Origin of the sequence: Oscillatoria sp. FACHB-1406 (genome assembly GCF_014698145.1) — a bacterium.
In the GTDB taxonomy this organism is placed as follows: Bacteria; Cyanobacteriota; Cyanobacteriia; order Cyanobacteriales; family Spirulinaceae; genus FACHB-1406.
Window position 1 is genome coordinate 179,423 of record NZ_JACJSM010000006.1, and the last position, 19,730, is coordinate 199,152.

19 protein-coding genes are annotated in these 19,730 nt (G+C 49.4%); 14 read left to right on the forward strand and 5 right to left on the reverse strand.

Annotated elements, in window-relative coordinates:
* Positions 1-241 precede the first annotated feature (241 nt).
* From fdxB to atpC, 3 genes are all read left to right on the forward strand, one after another.
* The gene (fdxB, locus tag H6G50_RS08990; protein ID WP_190715353.1) at positions 242-541 is read left to right on the forward strand and encodes a ferredoxin III, nif-specific; all 300 of its coding nucleotides are present in this window, start codon (positions 242-244) and stop codon (positions 539-541) included.
* Between the two features lie 327 nt (positions 542-868).
* Entirely contained in the window at positions 869-2,320 is a 1,452-nt protein-coding gene (atpD, locus tag H6G50_RS08995; protein WP_190715490.1) for a F0F1 ATP synthase subunit beta, read from the forward strand.
* Between the two features lie 88 nt (positions 2,321-2,408).
* A complete protein-coding gene (gene atpC / locus H6G50_RS09000; RefSeq protein ID WP_190715355.1) occupies positions 2,409-2,825 on the forward strand; it encodes an ATP synthase F1 subunit epsilon in 417 nt (138 codons plus the stop codon).
* A 93-nt stretch (positions 2,826-2,918) separates the two neighbouring features.
* On the opposite strand, the gene H6G50_RS09005 is transcribed toward atpC, so the two are convergent.
* Positions 2,919-3,218, reverse strand: coding sequence for a 30S ribosomal protein PSRP-3 (locus tag H6G50_RS09005; protein WP_190715357.1), 300 nt, complete (start codon positions 3,216-3,218; stop codon positions 2,919-2,921).
* 68 nt (positions 3,219-3,286) lie between these two features.
* On the opposite strand from H6G50_RS09005, the gene H6G50_RS09010 reads away from it, so the two are divergent.
* Positions 3,287-4,042, forward strand: coding sequence for a TIGR01548 family HAD-type hydrolase (locus H6G50_RS09010; RefSeq protein ID WP_190715359.1), 756 nt, complete (start codon positions 3,287-3,289; stop codon positions 4,040-4,042).
* Between the two features lie 286 nt (positions 4,043-4,328).
* On the opposite strand, the gene H6G50_RS09015 is transcribed toward H6G50_RS09010, so the two are convergent.
* On the reverse strand, positions 4,329-4,985 hold the full coding sequence (locus H6G50_RS09015; protein WP_190715361.1) for a GNAT family N-acetyltransferase: 657 nt from the start codon (positions 4,983-4,985) through the stop codon (positions 4,329-4,331).
* Positions 4,986-5,369: 384 nt separating this feature from the next.
* Here H6G50_RS09015 and H6G50_RS09020 point away from each other — a divergent pair, with 384 nt between their 5' ends.
* Both H6G50_RS09020 and H6G50_RS09025 read left to right on the forward strand, forming a co-directional pair.
* The gene (locus H6G50_RS09020) at positions 5,370-8,816 is read left to right on the forward strand and encodes a response regulator (RefSeq protein ID WP_190715492.1); all 3,447 of its coding nucleotides are present in this window, start codon (positions 5,370-5,372) and stop codon (positions 8,814-8,816) included.
* Positions 8,817-9,216: 400 nt separating this feature from the next.
* A complete protein-coding gene (locus tag H6G50_RS09025) occupies positions 9,217-9,399 on the forward strand; it encodes a hypothetical protein (RefSeq protein WP_199302769.1) in 183 nt (60 codons plus the stop codon).
* Positions 9,400-9,504: 105 nt separating this feature from the next.
* On the opposite strand, the gene H6G50_RS09030 is transcribed toward H6G50_RS09025, so the two are convergent.
* Positions 9,505-10,638, reverse strand: coding sequence for a heparan-alpha-glucosaminide N-acetyltransferase domain-containing protein (locus tag H6G50_RS09030; protein WP_190715363.1), 1,134 nt, complete (start codon positions 10,636-10,638; stop codon positions 9,505-9,507).
* A gap of 127 nt (positions 10,639-10,765) precedes the next feature.
* Between H6G50_RS09030 and rpmI the strand changes: the two genes are divergently transcribed.
* From rpmI to H6G50_RS09055, 5 genes are all read left to right on the forward strand, one after another.
* On the forward strand, positions 10,766-10,963 hold the full coding sequence (gene rpmI / locus H6G50_RS09035) for a 50S ribosomal protein L35 (RefSeq protein WP_190715365.1): 198 nt from the start codon (positions 10,766-10,768) through the stop codon (positions 10,961-10,963).
* 24 nt (positions 10,964-10,987) lie between these two features.
* The gene (rplT, locus tag H6G50_RS09040) at positions 10,988-11,341 is read left to right on the forward strand and encodes a 50S ribosomal protein L20 (protein WP_190715367.1); all 354 of its coding nucleotides are present in this window, start codon (positions 10,988-10,990) and stop codon (positions 11,339-11,341) included.
* A gap of 81 nt (positions 11,342-11,422) precedes the next feature.
* Positions 11,423-12,238: a transporter substrate-binding domain-containing protein gene (locus H6G50_RS09045; RefSeq protein ID WP_242032763.1), complete on the forward strand. Its 816-nt coding sequence runs from the start codon at positions 11,423-11,425 to the stop codon at positions 12,236-12,238.
* A gap of 26 nt (positions 12,239-12,264) precedes the next feature.
* Entirely contained in the window at positions 12,265-12,795 is a 531-nt protein-coding gene (locus H6G50_RS09050) for a tetratricopeptide repeat protein (protein WP_190715369.1), read from the forward strand.
* A 25-nt stretch (positions 12,796-12,820) separates the two neighbouring features.
* The gene (locus H6G50_RS09055) at positions 12,821-13,744 is read left to right on the forward strand and encodes a YihY/virulence factor BrkB family protein (protein WP_190715370.1); all 924 of its coding nucleotides are present in this window, start codon (positions 12,821-12,823) and stop codon (positions 13,742-13,744) included.
* A gap of 129 nt (positions 13,745-13,873) precedes the next feature.
* Here the strand turns inward: H6G50_RS09055 and purM are convergent, their stop codons facing one another.
* The gene (purM, locus tag H6G50_RS09060; RefSeq protein ID WP_190715373.1) at positions 13,874-14,881 is read right to left on the reverse strand and encodes a phosphoribosylformylglycinamidine cyclo-ligase; all 1,008 of its coding nucleotides are present in this window, start codon (positions 14,879-14,881) and stop codon (positions 13,874-13,876) included.
* 400 nt (positions 14,882-15,281) lie between these two features.
* On the opposite strand from purM, the gene H6G50_RS09065 reads away from it, so the two are divergent.
* From H6G50_RS09065 to H6G50_RS09075, 3 genes are all read left to right on the forward strand, one after another.
* Positions 15,282-16,130 (forward strand): septal ring lytic transglycosylase RlpA family protein, encoded by an 849-nt coding sequence (locus H6G50_RS09065; protein ID WP_190715375.1) that lies wholly within the window; start codon positions 15,282-15,284, stop codon positions 16,128-16,130.
* Positions 16,131-16,244: 114 nt separating this feature from the next.
* On the forward strand, positions 16,245-17,792 hold the full coding sequence (locus H6G50_RS09070; RefSeq protein WP_190715377.1) for a bifunctional pantoate--beta-alanine ligase/(d)CMP kinase: 1,548 nt from the start codon (positions 16,245-16,247) through the stop codon (positions 17,790-17,792).
* Between the two features lie 314 nt (positions 17,793-18,106).
* Positions 18,107-19,072, forward strand: coding sequence for a polysaccharide deacetylase family protein (locus H6G50_RS09075; protein ID WP_199302770.1), 966 nt, complete (start codon positions 18,107-18,109; stop codon positions 19,070-19,072).
* 61 nt (positions 19,073-19,133) lie between these two features.
* On the opposite strand, the gene aat is transcribed toward H6G50_RS09075, so the two are convergent.
* Positions 19,134-19,709 carry a leucyl/phenylalanyl-tRNA--protein transferase gene (gene aat, locus H6G50_RS09080; RefSeq protein ID WP_190715379.1) on the reverse strand — a complete coding sequence of 192 codons (576 nt, stop codon included), beginning with the start codon at positions 19,707-19,709 and terminating at the stop codon, positions 19,134-19,136.
* Positions 19,710-19,730: the final 21 nt, after the last annotated feature.

Consider the following 19,730-nt stretch of genomic DNA (forward strand, 5'->3'; position numbering starts at 1 on the left):
TTAAAAATAATTGTGTCATATTTTACAAACTTCAACACCTCGAATGAAGTAAAATCAAAGTGGGAAAAAGAATTAGTATTTAAAAGTCGATGTCTTCGGATGTGTCAGTCTGGGCATAGCAATCGCGCGATCGCGGGTAAGAAACTTCGCTCGGAAATTGGGTTTATTCCGAGTGGGGTGAGAAGCTAGACGCGATCGCCCCTGTTTAAGCACAATCGACAACCATTAGGAGAACATCAAAATGGCACAATTAACGGGCTTAACTCATGGAGGACTCAATTGGATCCCTCAATTTATTCAAGATATCGACATTACTAAATGTCTTGGCTGCGGGCGCTGTTTTAAGGTCTGCGGTCGCAATGTTTTGACCTTAAAAGCGCTCAACGAAGACGGAGAGTTTGTAGAGGATGAAGACGACGATGAAATCGAGCGCAAAGTCATGACGGTTGCGAACCAGCAATACTGTATCGGCTGTCAAGCTTGCTTGAGAATTTGTCCGAAAGACTGCCACATTCATGCTCCGCTTGCGTTAGCGACTTGAGTTCGACTGCCACTTAGAGAGAGGCTGAAATTCGAGCAAGGCGTGGAGAAGTCTCCTGCAAGCCTCTGCCCGATAACACTACATTACATCCCCGCCAAAACCGTAAAACGCGCGATCGCGCTTTCCGAATTCGCGATCGCGCTCAACCCTCCCCTTCAAGGGCTGCGAACCCTAACGGTTGACAGAATCAATACAATTGCGCCCTCCCCTCCAAGGACTGCGAAAAACACTCCATCCGATGGTAATCTGTTATGTGGCAATCTTCATAATTCCTTAAGACTGCTCCCCCGCTTTAAAACTATCGCTAAGCGAAAAATTAACATCAGCATGGTAGCCACAACAGAAAAAACTAACGTTGGCAGAATTACCCAAATCATCGGCCCAGTGGTCGATGTAGAATTCCCGAGCGGCAAGATGCCGCAAATTTACAACGCTCTGAGAATCGAAGGCAAGAACGAAGCAGGGCAAGATGTCGCGGTCACTTGTGAAGTGCAGCAACTCCTCGGAGACAACCAAGTGCGCTCCGTAGCAATGAGCAGCACTGACGGTCTCGTGCGCGGTATGGACGCAATGGATACCGGCGCTCCGATTAGCGTTCCCGTCGGAACTTCCACCTTGGGTCGAATCTTCAACGTTTTGGGCGAACCCGTAGACAACTTGGGTCCGGTCAGCAGCGATGACACGCTCCCCATCCACCGTTCTGCGCCGAAGTTCACGGAACTGGAAACAAAACCTTCAGTATTTGAAACCGGCATTAAAGTTATCGACTTGTTAACGCCTTACCGTCGCGGCGGTAAAATCGGTCTGTTTGGCGGTGCTGGGGTTGGCAAGACCGTAATTATGATGGAGCTAATCAACAACATCGCAACGCAACACGGTGGCGTGTCGGTGTTCGGCGGCGTGGGCGAGCGCACCCGCGAAGGAAACGACCTCTACAATGAAATGATCGAGTCGGGCGTTATCAATACCGACGATCGCAGCAAGTCGAAAATCGCGCTAGTCTACGGTCAGATGAACGAACCCCCCGGAGCGAGAATGCGCGTGGGTCTGTCGGCGCTGACGATGGCAGAATACTTCCGCGATGTTAACAAGCAAGACGTTTTGCTGTTTATCGATAACATCTTCCGTTTCGTACAAGCGGGTTCGGAAGTGTCCGCACTCCTCGGTCGGATGCCTTCTGCGGTGGGATATCAGCCGACGCTAGGGACGGATATGGGCGACTTACAAGAGCGTATCACCTCGACGAAAGAAGGTTCGATTACCTCGATTCAAGCAGTTTACGTTCCCGCCGACGACTTGACCGACCCCGCCCCGGCAACCACCTTCGCTCACTTGGATGGAACGACGGTGCTTTCTCGCGGTTTGGCTTCTAAAGGGATTTATCCGGCGGTGGATCCGTTAGATTCTACCAGTACGATGTTACAACCCACGATCGTCGGTGAAGAGCATTATGCAACGGCTCGCGCGGTGCAATCCACCCTGCAACGTTATAAAGAATTGCAAGATATTATCGCGATTCTGGGTCTGGATGAATTATCGGAAGACGACCGTTTGACGGTAGACCGCGCGCGCAAAATCGAACGTTTCCTCTCGCAACCGTTCTTCGTAGCTGAAGTCTTCACCGGTTCTCCCGGAAAGTATGTCTCCATTGAAGATACGATTAAGGGTTTCAACATGATCCTTGCGGGCGAGTTGGATGACCTGCCGGAACAAGCGTTCTACATGGTCGGCAATATCGACGAAGTGAAAGCGAAGGGCGAAAAGCTCAAAAAAGCTTAATCAACCCCATGCGGAAGTGCGAAGGTAACGAGTTTGTTGCCGCACTTCCGCTTCTAAAACTGGAAAATATTAAACTTCTAAAATCGGTATGACTTTAACGGTTCGCGTGATTACGCCTGATAAAACAGTTTGGGACGATAGCGCCCAAGAAGCGATCTTGCCGAGTACGACGGGGCAGTTGGGGATTTTAACCGGACACGCACCGCTGTTGTCGGCGTTGGATACCGGCGTGATGCGCCTGCGTCAAGATAAAAAGTGGGTTTCGATCGCGCTTTTTGGCGGATTTGCCGAGGTTGAAGACGACACGGTAACGATTTTGGTGAACGGTGCCGAACGCGAGGACGAAATCGACCTCGAAAAAGCGCGCGCCGCTTACGAAAAAGCGCAAAATCGCTTCAATCAATCGCAAAGCAGCGATAAAAAAGCCGAAAAAATTAAAGCCGAACAGGGTTTGAAGAAGTCTCGCGCTTTGTTTCAAGCTGCGGGCGGCATGGTCAAGATTTAGCGATCGCAAAAAAACGGGCAGATTTTTAAACATCTGCCCCCTTAACTAACAAATTATCCGAATCTTTATCGAAATTAATCGAAATAACTAGGATTAATTACTGCCGGTAAAGACCACTTCAGGAAATTTATCTTGAGCGACGGACATTGGCGTGCGCTTACCTTCTTCTTGCCAGTAGTTAATCACTTCAGTGGCTTGGTTTAAGAGTTCGACTCTTTCAAGTTCGGTAATCCAATGTTTGGCTTCTAACTCTTGTTTGAGTTGTTCCCAAGCATCATCGCGAGGCCAAAAGAAATATTTGGTGAGGGGGCTGGTTCCTTTTCCGACGACTTGATCGACGGCAACTGCAACGTTGTTATCAAACCAGCAAACTTTTAAAAGAAATCTTGACAATTAAACCTCCGACGGATCGGTTCGGAAATTCCGAAAAAACAACAATACATCATTGTACCACGAGTATTATGGTTGCAAGCATTCTGGTTTTCGATATAGACGGCGTGGTGCGCGATGTGGGGGGGTCTTACCGGCGCGCGATCGCGGATACCGTGGAGCATTTTAGCGATCGCGCCTACCGCCCGACAATGGAGGAAATCGATCGCTTGAAATCCGAAGGCATTTGGAATAACGACTGGGCAGCATCCCAGGAACTCGTCGCCCGCTACGGAGAAAGTCAAGGACGCGATCGCGAAACCTTCACCCCCGACTACAACACTCTTATCGCCTACTTTCAATCTCGCTATCGCGGTTCCGATCCCGTAAATTGGGATGGCTACATTACCACAGAACCGTTATTATTGCAAGCAGAATATTTGGAAAATTTAAGTAAAGCTGGAATTGCCTGGGGATTTTTCAGCGGGGCGACGCGGGGTTCTGCTGAATACGTCCTCAAGAAGCGTTTGGGGCTAGATAATCCCGTTTTGATTGCAATGGAAGACGCACCGGGAAAACCCGATCCGACGGGCTTATTCGCCGCCGTAGAACAGTTAGAAACGACAGCAGAAGAACCCGTTTTTTACGTTGGGGATACCGTCGCCGATATGTATACCGTTAATAAAGCGCGGGAATTGCGCCCCACTCGCCGCTGGATTGGCGTGGGAGTCTTGCCGCCCCACATCCAAGGGGAACGCGCCGAAAGCTACGCGCGGGAGTTGGAAAAAGCCGGGGCTGAAATCGTCCTGAAGAACGTAGAGGAACTTACACCAGAACGACTTAAATAATTGATAATTGATAATGGACAATGGATAACGACTTGGATAATTGATAATTGATAATGGACAATGGACAATGGATAATTGATAATTGATAACGTTCGGAGACGTTAATCGATCTGTTGATGCCGAGTCTTTTTTCGCAACATCACACTACTCGTTGCTCAGAGCCGAACGAGATTTGGAAATGCCGAAAACCCGGACTCAGAACCGCAAATCTCGGTTTCGAGAGAGGGAATGACCCAAGGCTAACCCTTCAACTTCTGAGTTCCTCAACGTTGTCAATTATCCATTATCAATTGTCAATTATTAACAACGATTTGCGCAGCAGCAAGCGGCGGGGACGCTTCAACCAAGCCCCGAACAAACTCGACTCGATGCGGTGCAGCCGGTAGCCGCTGCTGGTATAAAGCTTGCGGGCGCGATCGTTATTTTCTAGGACGTGCAAATAAATTTCGCGAAATCCCCAAGCGCGAGCCGCCGGTTCGCAGTTAGCCAGCAACTTGCGGGCAATTCCCTGCCGCCGATAAAAAGGACTGACTGCTAAATTAGAAATATAGGCATAACGAGAACTGCCGGGGAAGATTGCAGAACGCACAGCTAGTTCTACTGTACCAGTAACTTTAGGAGTGCTGAGCGTCGGGTTATCCTTCGTGCCTTGGCGCGAAAGAACCGCCGCAAAACAAACATATTGGGCAGAACCTTCTTGCAAGCGCCCCCGCAAATCCTCCTGAATTCCTAATTTTAAAATCGGATAAGCCCAAGCCATCAAACCAACCGAAGGATGAAAACTCTGCGCCAAAACTTCCGCTAAATCGTTTAAATCTTGGTTGCACGCTTTGCGGATGGTGATGGAGGTTTCTCGAGCGGAGAGTTCGCTCTGACAATCTGCCTCTAAGCGAGCGTTCGATGTTGGAGGATCGATATCGAACTCAGAAAAACAAGAATCCACTAACCCCTCCAAAATAATTGGGATCGTATTGAGACGGTAGGAAAAATGAGCGTAACTCAACCTTGAGATAGTGTAACCGCGATCGCACCACGGGTAGCGAAAATTAGAAATCCCGCGCGCTCCTAAATTATATTTTGCTCGACTTTGGGAAAGTTATTATTATATCGGGAGCTTTGAGAATTGAAGTAGCCTTGTGCCTCGCCCAGAGGACAGCCTTAACTGTTGCTCGTCAAGCCTCATGTTTGGGAATACTTAACTCTCGCTCAAATAGAATGCTCGACGTGATGGATTTGTACTTACCGACTCATGATGTCAGATGTTGTCAATCGAAACCAACGGAAACGGACTGGACTAGAGGAAGACTCCCAGTCCGTTCCCCAAGCAATGCAAGCCACCCCAGAGCGGAGCGTCAGAGCAAGACCGAGAAAACCTAAAATCTTGGTAGTGGACGATGAGGTCGATAACCTGGAGTTGCTTTATCGAACTTTTTATCGAGAGTATCGCGTACTTCAGGCAGAAAGCGGACCGGACGCGCTAGAGATTCTTGCTCGCGAACCCGACATTGCGGCGATTGTTTCCGACCAACGAATGCCGATGATGAGTGGGACGGAATTTCTCAGTTTAACGGCCGTCCAATATCCCGATATCATGCGGATTATCTTGACGGGATATACCGATGTCGAAGATTTAGTTGAGGCAATCAATAGCGGTAAAGTTTTTAGGTACGTTACCAAACCTTGGGAGCCGGAAGCGCTCAAGGAAGTCGTGCGACAAGCTATTGAAACGCATAACGTTCTGAAAAAGCGCACTGAGGGTTTGAGACGCAGTTTGCGCCGCGAATCGTTGCTCAATCGCATCATGAATACGATTCGTAACGCGCAGTATGGAAGTTCCGGAGAGTCGCCGTTACGCGAAGTGCTGCAAACAATCGTAGACTCTTTGGGTCAAGTCTTAGAAATTGATAGTTGTATTCTGCGCCCTTTTGATGGGGAACAGTTGACCCCGGAAGTCTTTATCCATCAGAACCAAGCAAACGATGGCAAGGCTGAATCAGGTGCTAAGGAGCCGAAATGGGAACATACGGTTTGGGAAACCCACCAAATTGAAGTCATTGACGATGTAGCCCGTAGCGATCGCGTTGTTGAGAAAGCGGCTGTTGCCTTTGCCGAGGCCAATATTGCCTCCACCCTTATTGTTCCCTTGTTGTTTCAAACTCAACTCGTAGCCGTTCTCGGACTTCATCACTGCGGCAGTCCCCAAGCTTGGGAAGATGATGACATTCAACTGGCGGTGATGGTTGCCGACCAAGCGGCCTTAGCGATTTCCCAAGCGCGAGCCTACGAGCAGGTGCAGACACTAGCACAGCGAGAGACGTTAGTCAATACAATTACCAATGCGATCCGTTCTAGCCTGGAACCGCAAGAGATATTTTCAGCGATCGCAGAGCAGTTAGGTCGCAGCCTCGAAGTCGATGGCTGCACGCTGTCGCTGTGGACTGAAGAAGATGAATTAATGCGCTGCGTCGCTTTATACGAGCGCGATTCGCCTTTGCCCGATGATATGCCTCAATCGCAAGTGCCGATCGCGAGCAATCCCGTCCTCCAGCAGTTAATGCGCGATCGCTACCCCGTCGTTCTCAGCGACCTCGAATCAGCAGCAGAAATGAAGGGCGGAGACCTGCCCCTACGCTTGCCAGCACGCGCGCTCCTCGTCGTCCCGTTACTCGTCGATGGCGAGATTATTGGCAGCATCTCCCTGCGCCAGAGCCGTTCCCCTCGGCAGTGGCTAACCTCAGAAATCGAACTCGCCCGCGCGATCGCTTCCCAGGCTGCGATCGCCGTACAACAATCCAACCTCTACCAAACCACTCGCGAGCAAGCCGAACGCCTCCTGGAACTCAACCGCCAGAAAACAGAATTTTTCCAGAACATCTCCCACGAACTGCGCACTCCCCTCACCCTCACCATCGGCCCGCTCGAATCTGCCGTAGCGCGTTCTCAAGGCTTATCCTTAGAAAGTTCTCTCATCGCCCTGCGCAATTCTCGCCGCCTGTTGCGCCTCGTCAACCAATTACTCGATTTGCAACGCCTCGATGCTGGCAGAATGCAAGCCACCTTTCGCCCTTGCAACCTCGGCCATTTTATCGAGCAAATTACTGCCAGTTTTAAATCCTACTGCGAGAAAAAGCACTTAATTCTGCAAACCGATTTACAAAGTTGCCCGCCGGTTTATCTCGACCTCGAAAAGTTCGATAAAGTCATCTACAATTTGCTGTCTAACGCCATGAAATTTACGCCCCCCGGCGGCAAAATTACCATCGCCGTAGCACCGCAGGGAGAGGGCGTTTGCTTGCAAGTTCGGGATACGGGCATCGGGATCGCTGCGGCACAAATTCCCCAACTCTTCCAACGCTTTCGCCAAGCTGAAGGCTCGATTTCCCGCTCTTACGAAGGGACGGGACTGGGCTTAGCAATGGTCAAAGAAATGGTCGATTTACACGGGGGGAAAGTCAGCATTGAGTCGGTGCAATCAGACGAAACCCATTCCGAACTTCCCCACGGAACGACCTGTTCGGTTTGGCTGCCCTGCGGGAAAGCTCATCTGGCGAGCGAACGAGTTGTTGAAGAAGTGCTAGAGGTTGAGACGGCGCGCGCTGCCGTGGAATTAGCAGATTTGGAGGCAGAACTGCTCGATCTCGAACAGGATGAGGCAATGGCAGCCAGTAACTCGCCGGAAACCTCTACCCTTTCGGCGGCTTCTGCCGCTCTACCGCTACTGTTAGTGGTGGAAGATAATCCGGATATGCGCGCTTATGTTTGCGAGATTCTCGTGCGGGAAAACTACCGCGTTTGTACGGCGCGCAATGGCGAGGAAGGCTGGCAAGTTCTGCAAGAACGCCGCCCTCAACTGATTGTCACCGATCTGATGATGCCCAAGGTATCGGGACTGGATTTGATTCGCTTAACGCGGGAGGATCCGGAGTTAAAAGGAACGCCGATTATTCTATTGACGGCAAAAGCGGATGACGAAAGCCGCGTTGCGGGAACGGAGAAAGGCGCGGATGCTTATCTGGCTAAGCCGTTTAACGATCGCGAGTTGTTGGCAGAAGTTCGCAACTTATTATCCCTGAAGGAAAACGAGCAGCGCATCAAACAATTGAATGAGTATTTGACTGAATCGGTACTCTCTCGATTTTTGCCCCAAGAAATGGTTCAGCGGGCAGCAGCGGGAGAACTCGCTCTCGATTTACAGCCGGAACCGCGCGTAGTAACGATGTTGTTTAGCGATATCGTGGGTTTTACGCCGCTTTCCAATACCCTCCAGTCGCACCGCATCGCACCGCTGTTGAATGAGTATTTGGAGGCGATGACGGAGGAGATTTTTGCGGCAGGAGGAACGGTCGATAAGTTTGTGGGCGATGCGATTGTGGCCTTGTTCGGCGCGCCGGAGGAGTTGAGTCCCCAAGAGCAAGTTCGACGGGCGGTAACGGCGGCTCGCAGGATGCTTTTGAGGCTAGAAGCGCTCAATCAGCGCTGGCAGGAGGGCGGTTTGCTGGGCGGCGAGGGGCCGCCGCTATTACAGTTTCGCTGCGGTATTCACCAAGGGCCAGTCGTGGTGGGGATGTTTGGCAGCCATCAGCGATCGGATTATACGGCGATCGGACCTGCGGTTAATTTGGCTTCTCGCTTGCAAGAGGTGACGCAGCCGAATACGATTCTGATTTCGGCTGTTGTGGCTGAGTTTCTTGGGGAGAATGAAACTATTGCCCTCGGTCCGCTCAAGCTTAAAGGACTAGAAGAAGAAATTTTAACGTTTCTGGTTCGGAGCTAATTTTTCGGGATAAAAGATTGCTAAGTTCTTGGGTTTGAGACTCCAGAGAAGGGGTAGCAACGAGCGGATTCTTTCGGCTCGAAATACTTCTACTCGATCGACTTTTTAGCTTCTCTGGATTCTTAAAGATTTGATAAAGAAAACATGAAAAACTTGGTTTGTGGGGAACAATTATAGTTAGAGTTCGCCCTTGACTATAAGCGCGTTTTGAGAGGATGCGCTCAATATCTATCTCAAAAAAGAAAATTCTATTATTTGCAGTGACCCAGATCGCAGGTTTAAATTCAATTTGTCACATTGAGTAACCCCGATGGTCACAAAATAGGCTGGAAATTTGCGGCATATTTAAATGTAGATAGAACACCGCAGTTAACCCAGAGCTAAGAGGGAGGGTACTACTATGATGACTACAAATATCCTTGAGATGGCAGCACAAGTCCTTGCTTCTCGGAGCATCTCTCGCTCTCAACAAAGCTTTATGTCTGCCAAGCTAGGAAGTGGAGAACTCAACGAACAAGAACAGATTCTAGTTCGTAGGGTGTTTTACGGAGTGCGTCATGGCTTGCTAAAGACCGTTGAGTAAGTGCATTCCGCTTTCAGTTATTATACTGATAAAGCTTGAATTTTGTAAAGAGGATAAGGGAAAATTTTGCTAAGAATTGCTGAAACCTTCAACCCAGATCGAAATTCAGACCTTGAAAAACCAGCCCTTACGATACATTCCGTACAGAACGAGCCACCAGAGGGCAACTGTTGCGATCGCAAATAATAGGGAGCCGTTCAGTTCGCCCGCCCAAGGGACAAATCCATTTTCGTAAATCCACGCATACAGGCTAGGTGCTTTTTCTCCAGCCCCCACTTTCAGAACGTAAAACATCCGCGTTACTAGCCCCGATGCCACAAACAAGAAAATGGCGTTTGCACCCATCACCTCAAACGGAAATCCCCATTTCTCTATTTTTCTCACCTCAATCGCTTCGTAGCAGGCAGCTAGGAGCAACAACGACCAACCCGCACTCACTAAAACATAAGAACTTGTCCACAACTGTTTGTTAACGGGGAAAATGTTTCCCCAAAGGTAGCCAATAACGAGGCTACCGAGACCGAAAAGCAGTAAATTAACGCTCGTACTCGACTTAATCGGCGCTCGGCGGAGATAATCTCCGGTTAAGTAGCCCGCGATGACCGTGACGATGGCCGGAAGTGTACTGAATAAGCCTTCTGGGTCAAAAGGAGCTTGTTTGTACATGAATTGCTGTCCCAGGAGGGTGCGATCGATGTAACCGACGAGGTTTCCTTCTAGGGTAAGGTTCCCGGAACCAAAACCGGGAACGGGAATCGAGGTCACTGCCCACCAATAGTAGAGGAGGAGGAAGGCAGAACCCAGCCAGAGAGCGCGTCGCGGCAGGTTTAATACGGCGATCGCGCCAAAAAAGTAAGCGATCGCGATCCGCTGCAATACGCCTAAGATGCGTAGATTTTTCTGCAACCCTAGCAGTAGGTTAGCGCTGTTGAGCATTAAGCCCAAAGCAAATAACAGCAGGCAGCGTCGGGCAATGCGAGCATAAACGTTACCCGTCGGTCTATTGTTATCGGTGAGGTATTTGGCAAGCGAAAAAGCCATTGCCACCCCAGAAATGAACAGAAAGGCAGGAAATACTAGGTCGGTGGGCGTAAAACCGTCCCATTCGGCGTGTTCTAGGGGCGGGTAAATATGGTCCCAACTGCCGGGGGTATTGACGAGGATCATTCCCGCGATCGCCATACCGCGAAAGACATCCAAAGATTTAAGGCGTTTAGCTAATCGTGTCGAGCCAGACATTCAGACTTTACGATACTTTTTGCTCCAGTTTAAATTATCCCGGTCAGAAACCGATCTTCTAAATTTCCTCGCTTTTAAAGACAGATTCGTAGTAGAATAGTAAATTGTGTCGAATTAGGGCGAGTTCATGCCTAAACTGAAAACGAAAAAATCGGCAGCGAAGCGTTTTCGCCTGACAGGAAGCGGCAAAATTCGTCGCCGCAAGGCTTATAAGAATCATATGTTAGAGCATAAAACCTCGAAACAAAAGCGCCGCCTGTCGCAGTTAACGTTAGTCAACGAGCGCGACGAAGGCGAAGTGCGCTTGATGCTGCCTTATATCTAGATTAAATAACCAAGAACATTTGTTATGGCAAGGGTAAAACGCGGGAACGTTGCTCGCAAACGTCGTAAAAAAATCCTCAAACTCGCGAAGGGTTTTAGAGGTTCCCACTCGAAGTTGTTCCGCACTGCGAATCAGCAGGTGATGAAGGCGCTACGCAGCGCTTATCGCGATCGCCGTCGGCGCAAGCGCGATTTTCGTCGCCTTTGGATTGCGCGGATTAATGCAGCAGCGAGAATGCACGGCATCAGTTACAGCCAACTGACTGGGCAACTCAAAAAAGTCAATATCGAAATCAATCGTAAAATGTTGGCGCAACTCGCCGTTCTCGATCCCGATGCGTTTAGCGCTGTGGTGGAATTGGCGAAAAAGTCGTCATAATTGCATTCGATTGTCGTGGGATTGCAAGTAACTCGCCGATTTTCTGCGAGTTACTTGCGTTAAGAGGAGCAATTAAAGATTTTGGCTCGATGGACTTCGATACAAACGCTAATGTCGATGCTAGCGGCGATCGCTCTCCTAGGTTCTCCGGCACTAGCACCGCGCCCTCTGCGGGCGGCAAGTCTGGCTGAGATTGTCGATCGCGGTAAATTAATCGTTGGGGTGAAAGATAACCTACGTCCGCTGGGATTTCGGGATGAAGCCGGGAATTTACAAGGATTGGAAATCGATATCGCCCGTCAGTTAGCCGCTGAAATCTTAGGCAGTCCGGAGGCGGTGGAGTTTCGTCCGCTCGGCAATTTGGAACGATTAAACGCTCTTTCAGAGGGGCGAGTCGATGTCGTCATTGCCAACCTCTCTCAAACGGCATCGCGCGATCGCTTTGTTAATTTCAGCCGTTACTACTATCTCAATAGTACCGCCTTCCTAACCCTCAACCCCAACCTCCAACGACTCGGCGATTTGTCCTCGAAAAAAATTGCCCTGCTGCAAGGCTCGAGTACGATCGCAGTGGTTCGTCACGAACTATCCACAGCAACGCTCGTCCCGGTACAATCCTATCAAGAAGCGCGATCGCTGCTCGAGAGTGGCAAAGCGGACGCATTCGCTGCCGATCTTCCCGTTCTCGTCGGTTGGGTACAAGAAAATCCTCGTTACCAACTACTGCGCGATCGCATCCCCGGAGAGAGTCTGAGCATTGCCCTGCCTAAAGGACTAGCCTACAGCACCCTCTACCTGCGTATCAACCAACTCCTCTCCAACTGGCAAATTTCCGGCTGGCTGAAGGAACGGATCGAACGCTGGGGACTTAACTCGCGAACAATAAAGAATCAATAACATAAAAGTGTTTGGATAAACTCAAAATGAATGAAACTTTACCCACAATTTATTTAATCGTCCTGCTTGTTATCCTTAGCTTTGCCGCGATTTTCGTTTTCGTACAACTGTTTAATGTACGACGAATAGAAGGAAGAATTTCTAAACTAGAAGCTAAACTCAAAAAGGAAAAAGGAAGCGCCAAAGATTACTATGAGTTGGGCGGAATGTATCTAGATAAGAAAATGTTCGTTCAAGCCACAAAGTTATTTGAAAAATCTTTGAAAGCAGAAGAGAAAATCGCCCCAGATAACCTCGCTCTCGTGCATAATGGACTCGGTTACGCCTACTTCGCTAACGAACAATACGATCTAGCGATCCGGCAGTATAAAGAGGCGCTAAAATATAATAAAGAATATCCAATAGCTTTAAATAATTTGGGCTTGGCTTACGAACGTAAGAAATTAGTCACTCAAGCCGTAGAAGCCTACGAAGAAACTTTAAAATACGATCCCAAAAATGCCGTTGCTAAAAAGCGAGTTGAATCTTTGCGGAAGCGTATCGCTCCGGTGAGTTAATAGAAATAGGAAAAGGTGGAGCGTTATGAAATTCCGAGTTATTACCGAACTCTTTAAAGAAACCTGGGAAGAATGGCAAAAGGATAAAGCCTCCCGTTTGGCGGCGGCTTTAGCTTACTATACGGTTTTTTCCCTCGCACCGCTCTTAATTATCGCGATCGCAATTGCGGGGGCAATTTTTGGGGAAGAAGCCGCGCGGGGTGAAATTGTCGGGCAAATTCAAGGCTTAGTTGGCACAGAAGGAGCGAAAGTTATTGAAGCCGCGATCGAAAATGCCAGCAAACCCGATACCAGCAGTTTAGCATCGTTCTTAAGCATCATTGCCCTACTATTTGGCGCATCGGGCGTATTCGCAGAACTCCAAGACGCACTCAATACGGTTTGGGAAATTGAAGTTAAACCGGGACGAGGCATTAAAAACTTCATCAGGAAGCGAATTTTATCGTTCTCTGCCGTGTTGGGGATTGGGTTCTTACTCCTCGTTTCCTTAGTGTTAAGTGCCGGTTTAGCAGCGGTAAGTAATTACCTTAACGGCATACTGCCGGGAGCAGATTTTATCTGGAAGATTGTAGACTTCGTTCTCTCTTTTGTCATCGTGACGCTTCTATTTGCGTTGATGTATAAATATTTGCCGGATGTCAAAATAAAATGGAATGATGTCTTAATTGGTGCGGCAATGACTGCTTTGCTATTCAGCATTGGAAAATCGATTCTGGGCATTTATTTAGGCGGCGGTAGTTTCGGTTCAACTTATGGGGCGGCGGGTTCTTTAATTATCGTTTTGGCTTGGGTTTACTACTCCGCCCAAATCCTCTTTTTTGGGGCAGAATTTACCCAAGTTTACGCGCGTCGATTTGGTTCTCAAATTGTTCCCGAACGACACGCCACTTGGACGGATGAACGGGCGAAGTTTGAGCGGGAGAAGGGAAGAAGAAGGGATAATTCGTAATTTGTAATTCGTAATTCGTAATTCGTAATTTGTAATTCCCCAATTCCCCATTCATCACTCATCACTCATCACTCAGAATTCCCCAATTCCCCATTCCCCATTCATCATTCACCACTCATAATTCATAATTCATAATTCATTATTAACGACTTCACCGATACAATAACTGGCAATGTCGCGATCGCGGAACCACGCCAGCGTTTCTGAAGCGCGTTCTCGTCCCACGATCGCCACAAATCCGATTCCCATATTAAACGTATCGAACATATCTTCTTCCTTAACTTCACCTACTTTCGCCAACCAGCGGAAAATCCCCGGAATTTCCCAGCTATCAGCCTCCAATCGCACGGATTTACCTTCACCCAAGCAGCGAGGTAAGTTCTCCGGCAGTCCGCCGCCAGTGATATGCGCCATCCCGTGAATCTCCATTCCGTCGCGCAATGCCTCTAAAATTGGTTGCACGTAGAGGCGCGTTGGTGCAAGCAACACTTCGCCCAAACTTCTCCCACCTAACTCCTCGGGCGTTGCATCCCACGCCAAACCACTCTTTTCAACAATTTTGCGCGCCAAACTAAAGCCGTTACTGTGCAATCCCTGACTGGCTAACCCGATCGCTACATCACCCACTTCAACTTGCGAACCATTCAATATTTTCTGCTTCTCGACAATTCCAACGCAAAATCCCGCCAAATCGTATTCGCCGTTTCCATAAAATCCCGGCATTTCTGCGGTTTCGCCGCCTAATAAGGCGCAATTACTCTGCCGACAACCCTCGGCAATTCCCGCGACGACTTCGGCGAGTTGTTCGGGTTCGAGTTTCCCTGTCGCTAAATAATCAAGGAAAAAAAGCGGTTCTGCGCCCAATGTCAGCACGTCGTTGACGCACATCGCCACTAAGTCTATTCCTACTGTATCGTGACGATTGAGGGCGCGGGCGAGCATTAACTTCGTCCCTACGCCATCGGTTCCCGATACGAGAACGGGTTCTTTGTAACCCGATGGCAACTGAAAACAGCCGCCAAAACCGCCTAATCCCCCTAATACGCCGTCGCGGTAGGTACTTTCGACGCTTTGGCGAATGCGATCGACAAATAAACGTCCGGCGACAATATCAACTCCTGCGTCTCGATAATCCATAAGTCCTTCTTCTAACTAATCTCAGTAAGTTTCATTATTTTTAATCACTCAAACGTACAAAATCCCCCTTGATGGGATTGCTTTTTATCATAAGTTGTGCATGGAATCCCTCTGAAGTATTAGTGAATCTTTTAAAAAGTCTGGAAGCTCATAAATGTTTGTAAATAAAAGTAAATTTTATGGCACTAATGGAAGGTTGATGGAGTCTGATGTTTGATTTACTTCTTGCTCGGAGAAAAATACGCGAGCTTGCGATCCCCGATCCCGAAACCCAAAACTTCATGATAGGCTGTTGCAGTTCATTTACACGCACTACTCTTAAACACCGCTCGATCGAAAATCCGGGACATACTGCTGAACCAACTGCAAGATTTCGAGAAAGCCTAACACCAAGAAACTTATGAGTCAGAAATTTTTAGGTAGTCTAACCGCTTCTTTAGTTCTTACCGCACTGGGAACGACCGCCGCGATCGCGCAAACGCTACCTCCCTCTCAAAACGTTGCCGCCAACTCAGCTACAATCGCGACAACCTCGACTCCAACTCGCATTCTGACCCACAAATTGGGCGACTCTAATGCTGCCACGCTCTACATTCGCAGTATCCCCCTTCTCACCTTTGTTGCCGCACCCGCTCAAAACGATCCCGCACAAGCTGCAAACGCCGTCGCCGAACGCCTCAAAGCCCTCAACCCGAACGATGCCAATGCCATTACGGTAGGCTGGAATGAGGCGCGTCAAGCTTACCTCATGACCCTCAACGGTCAAGAATTGGCGTTAGTGGACGGCAAGCAAACCATATTGCCCGATACCACGCGCAATGTCACCCAAGATGCCATCCAAGCGACCAACCGCTTGCGGCGTTTGTTAGGGAATGCTGCGCCCCTGCAAGCTAACCAATTAATATTACGTCCTGAAGCCGCCGCCGCCCCTCAAGCGCCAGAACAAAGAACGGTTTCAGTTCAACGCGGTATGGCTTCCTGGTACGGGCCTGGTTTCCACGGTCGTTTGAGTGCTAGCGGCGAACGGTTCAACCAAAACGCAATGACCGCCGCCCACCGAACCTTACCTTTCGGCACGCGCGTGCGCGTCACCAATCGCAATAACGGTCAGTCCGCGATCGTGCGGATCAACGATCGCGGACCTTTCGTGCGCGGTCGCATTATCGACCTCTCCGTTGGTGCTGCCAAACAGATTGGAATGTACGGCAGTGGCGTAGCTCCGGTCGAAGTTGAAGTTCTCGGTCGTTAAGTTTAAAGGTCACGCGATCGCAGCGCTCGCGATCGCGGCATAATCTTGTAGGGGCATAGCATTGCTATGCCCTTACAGCCATGAAAATAAGGATATCAAGAGAGGGGAATGGGAATGCGAGTCTTAAAAACGATCGCGGGCTTGCAAGCTTACCTAAACGACGAACGGGTTAGCCGCGAGATTGGCTTAGTACCGACGATGGGAGCCTTGCACGCCGGACACCAGCGTTTGCTCGAACGCGCGATCGCAGAAAATGACCGCACGGTAGCCACAATTTTTGTCAATCCCCTTCAATTCAGCCCTCAAGAAGATTTAGAGCAATATCCCCGCAATCTCGATCGCGATTGTCAATTTTGCCAAAATTTAGGCGTAGATGTCGTTTTTGCCCCGTCCCCAGAAGAGATGGGCATCTTTCCCGGTCAAAATGAACGTTCGCTCGCCGTGATTCTACCGCCCGCCGATATGGTAACGGGATTGTGCGGTCCCTTTCGACCGGGGCATTTTGCGGGCGTGGCGACGATTGTCACCAAGCTCTTGAATATCGTGCAGCCGACTCGCGCTTATTTTGGGGAAAAGGACGCGCAACAACTGGCGATAATTCGCCGTTTAATTCGGGATTTAAACATTCCGGTCGAAATTCGCGCCTGCTCGACAGTTCGGGACGAATTGGGTTTGGCTTTGAGTTCTCGCAATCAATATTTATCAGCCAGCCAAACCGAGCAAGCGACTATTTTGTATTGGAGTTTAGAGGCAGCGCGGCAAGCTTTTCGAGCCGGAGAACGCGACAGTAAGGTTCTGAGCGCGATCGCCGCAGAGAAACTAGCAACTGTTCCGGAAGTGCAGGTGCAATACTTAGAATTGGTCGATCCGGCTTCGTTGCAACCAATCGAGCGGATCGAAACGGCAGGGTTACTCGCGATCGCGGCTTACCTGGGTTCGACCCGCCTCATTGATAATGTCATTCTGCGCGATCGCCAGCCCATCATTGCCATTGACGGGCCCGCTGGTGCCGGAAAATCAACGGTAACGCGCCACGTTGCCGAAGCCCTCGACTTCTTTCACCTCAATACTGGAGCCATGTATCGCGCTGTTACTTGGTTGGTGCTGCAAGCGGGGATCGATACCGACGACGAACCCGCGATCGCGGAACTTCTGCAATCAGTTGCGATCGAATTTCTCCCCACGGACTCCCCCACCGGAATGCAGATTACCATTAACCAGCAAGATGTGACGAAAACGATTCTTTCCCCTACCGTAACCGATAGCGTTTCCGCCGTCTCCAAACTGCCCGCCGTTCGCAGCGCCCTCGTTCGCCAGCAGCAAGCGATCGGCAAAAAAGGCGGTATTGTTGCCGAAGGGCGAGATATCGGAACTCATGTTTTTCCCGATGCCGAGCTAAAAATTTATTTAACCGCCTCGGAACGCGAACGCGCTCGCCGCCGACGCAATGACCTACTGGCGCAGGGCGAACTCAACCTCAGCCTCGAACAAATCGAGAAAGATATTCAACGGCGAGATTTTCTCGATAGCACGCGCAAAATTGCTCCCCTTCGCAAAGCTCCCGACGCGATCGAAATCGTGACCGACAATCTCAATATTGAAGAAGCCACCGAAGCTATCCTAAACTGCTACCGCGAGGCGTTTTCAAAGCGAACAAAATAATTTAGAGCGACCCAGAGAATTGATTCGACTCAAGATATAATACAACCGTAAACAGGGTGAAGCGATGAACCGGAACATTAAGAAAGGAAAAATATTTCCAGAAATTCCGGATTGAGGGGTCTTGTCATTGCAGACAAGCAGTAACTATAATCATCAGCACTAGAGCGATTTAGATCGCGATAAATTTCGCTCGAACGGGGGGACTCGCTGGCAGAGCGAGAGATTAAAAAAGAGCATCAAAAGCGTTGCTCTTGGGATTGGGGCAGGTCTCGATACCCAGTCATCTTTATAGAGGAGTTAAGGAGACTTAGACATTGGCGGAACATTCTTCATTGGTCTGGCAGCGACGCGCTGCTTTCGCGATCGCAATTGCAGCAGCAAGCTATGCAGCGGGTTTGTTGTGGTCTTTTAAATCAGCTTCCAACTCGTCCAAACTCGGTGCGTTTTCGTGGAATATCGGGGCGCGCTCGGCTCAAGCTCAGACTATCGCGTTGGGCGAATCGGAAGTTATTGATAGCTTAGTAACTCGCGTCAGCGGGTTAGATGCCGCACAAAAACAAATTTATGACTATGCCGTCCCCAAACAGTTTCAGGGACAAATTATCAAGGATATTAGCGTACCGTCAGGGCGCAAAGTGATTGCTCTAACCTTTGACGATGGACCGTGGCCAAAAAGTACCAATGAGGTCTTAAGCATTCTCAAAAAATATGACATCAAAGCTACTTTTTTCGTGGTTGGACAAAACGTTAAAAGTTTTCCGGAACTCGCGCAAAAAGTGGTTAAAGAAGGTCACATTATTGCCAATCACAGTTGGAACCATCCTTACCGTCATCACACTCGAGAAGCAGCAGCGCAGCAAATCGATCGCACCGACGATATTATCTATAAAACCACGGGCGTAAAAAGCGCCTTCTTCCGACCGCCGGGAGGAATCCTTAAAAATGGTTTAGCGACTTATGCGGCGGAGAAAAACGATGTCATCGCTATGTGGTCTGCCGATTCTCAGGACTATCGCGCTTCCAGCGCCGCCCAGATTCATAATGTCATGCGGGATGCAGGACAGGGTGGCGTTGTCCTCATGCACGATGGCGGCGGCGATCGTCACCGGACGGTTGCTGCATTACCAACGATTATCGAAAATCTCCGCAACCAGGGATATGAGTTTGTTACGCTTCCCGAGTTGTTGGATTTGAAGGCGAAGGCAGCGCAACAACCCAAAGTAGAGGCGCAAAAGTCGCAGACCGGAACCCAGAAACCAGCGAAAAAAGCGAGTTCGTAACCTCAATTTTGAAAATATTTTTAATATTTAGTCGCCCGGTTTCAAAATGAGACCGGGTTTTTTAAACAAAAGTGCAATTTGCGAGTAACGCTTGCTGTAGCAAGCTTTGATAGTCCCGATCGCCGATAATCATCGAGCCGAAGCGTTCGAGGTGGGGGTTTTGCAATTGTGCGTCGAAGAGAATAAAATTATGACTTCTTAAATGTTCGACTAATTTCACCATTGCGACTTTAGAGCCGTCAGGAATGCGGAAAAACATCGATTCACCGATGAAAGCTCCACGAAGAGTCAATCCTAAAATACCGCCAGCGAGTTCGTCGCCTTGCCAGGTTTCAAAACTGTGCGCTAAACCCGCGCGGTGCAGTTCTCGATAAATGAGTTGGAGTTCGGGCGAAATCCAGGTTGTTTTGCGATTGGCACAACCTTCGCATACGGCTTCAAAGGCGCGATCGATCGCAACGCTAAAACGATTTTGATTGAGGATACGTTGAAGGGATTTTGGATAGCGGAAGTGATGGTCGAGGGGAATTATCGCACGCTGGCGACTGCTATACCAGCCGAGTTCGCCCCTTTCGTTCGACATCAGAAAATATCCCCGAGCGTATCCTTCCACGATCTCCGCCACATCAAAGGCCATTAAATGTTAGAAATGTTAGAA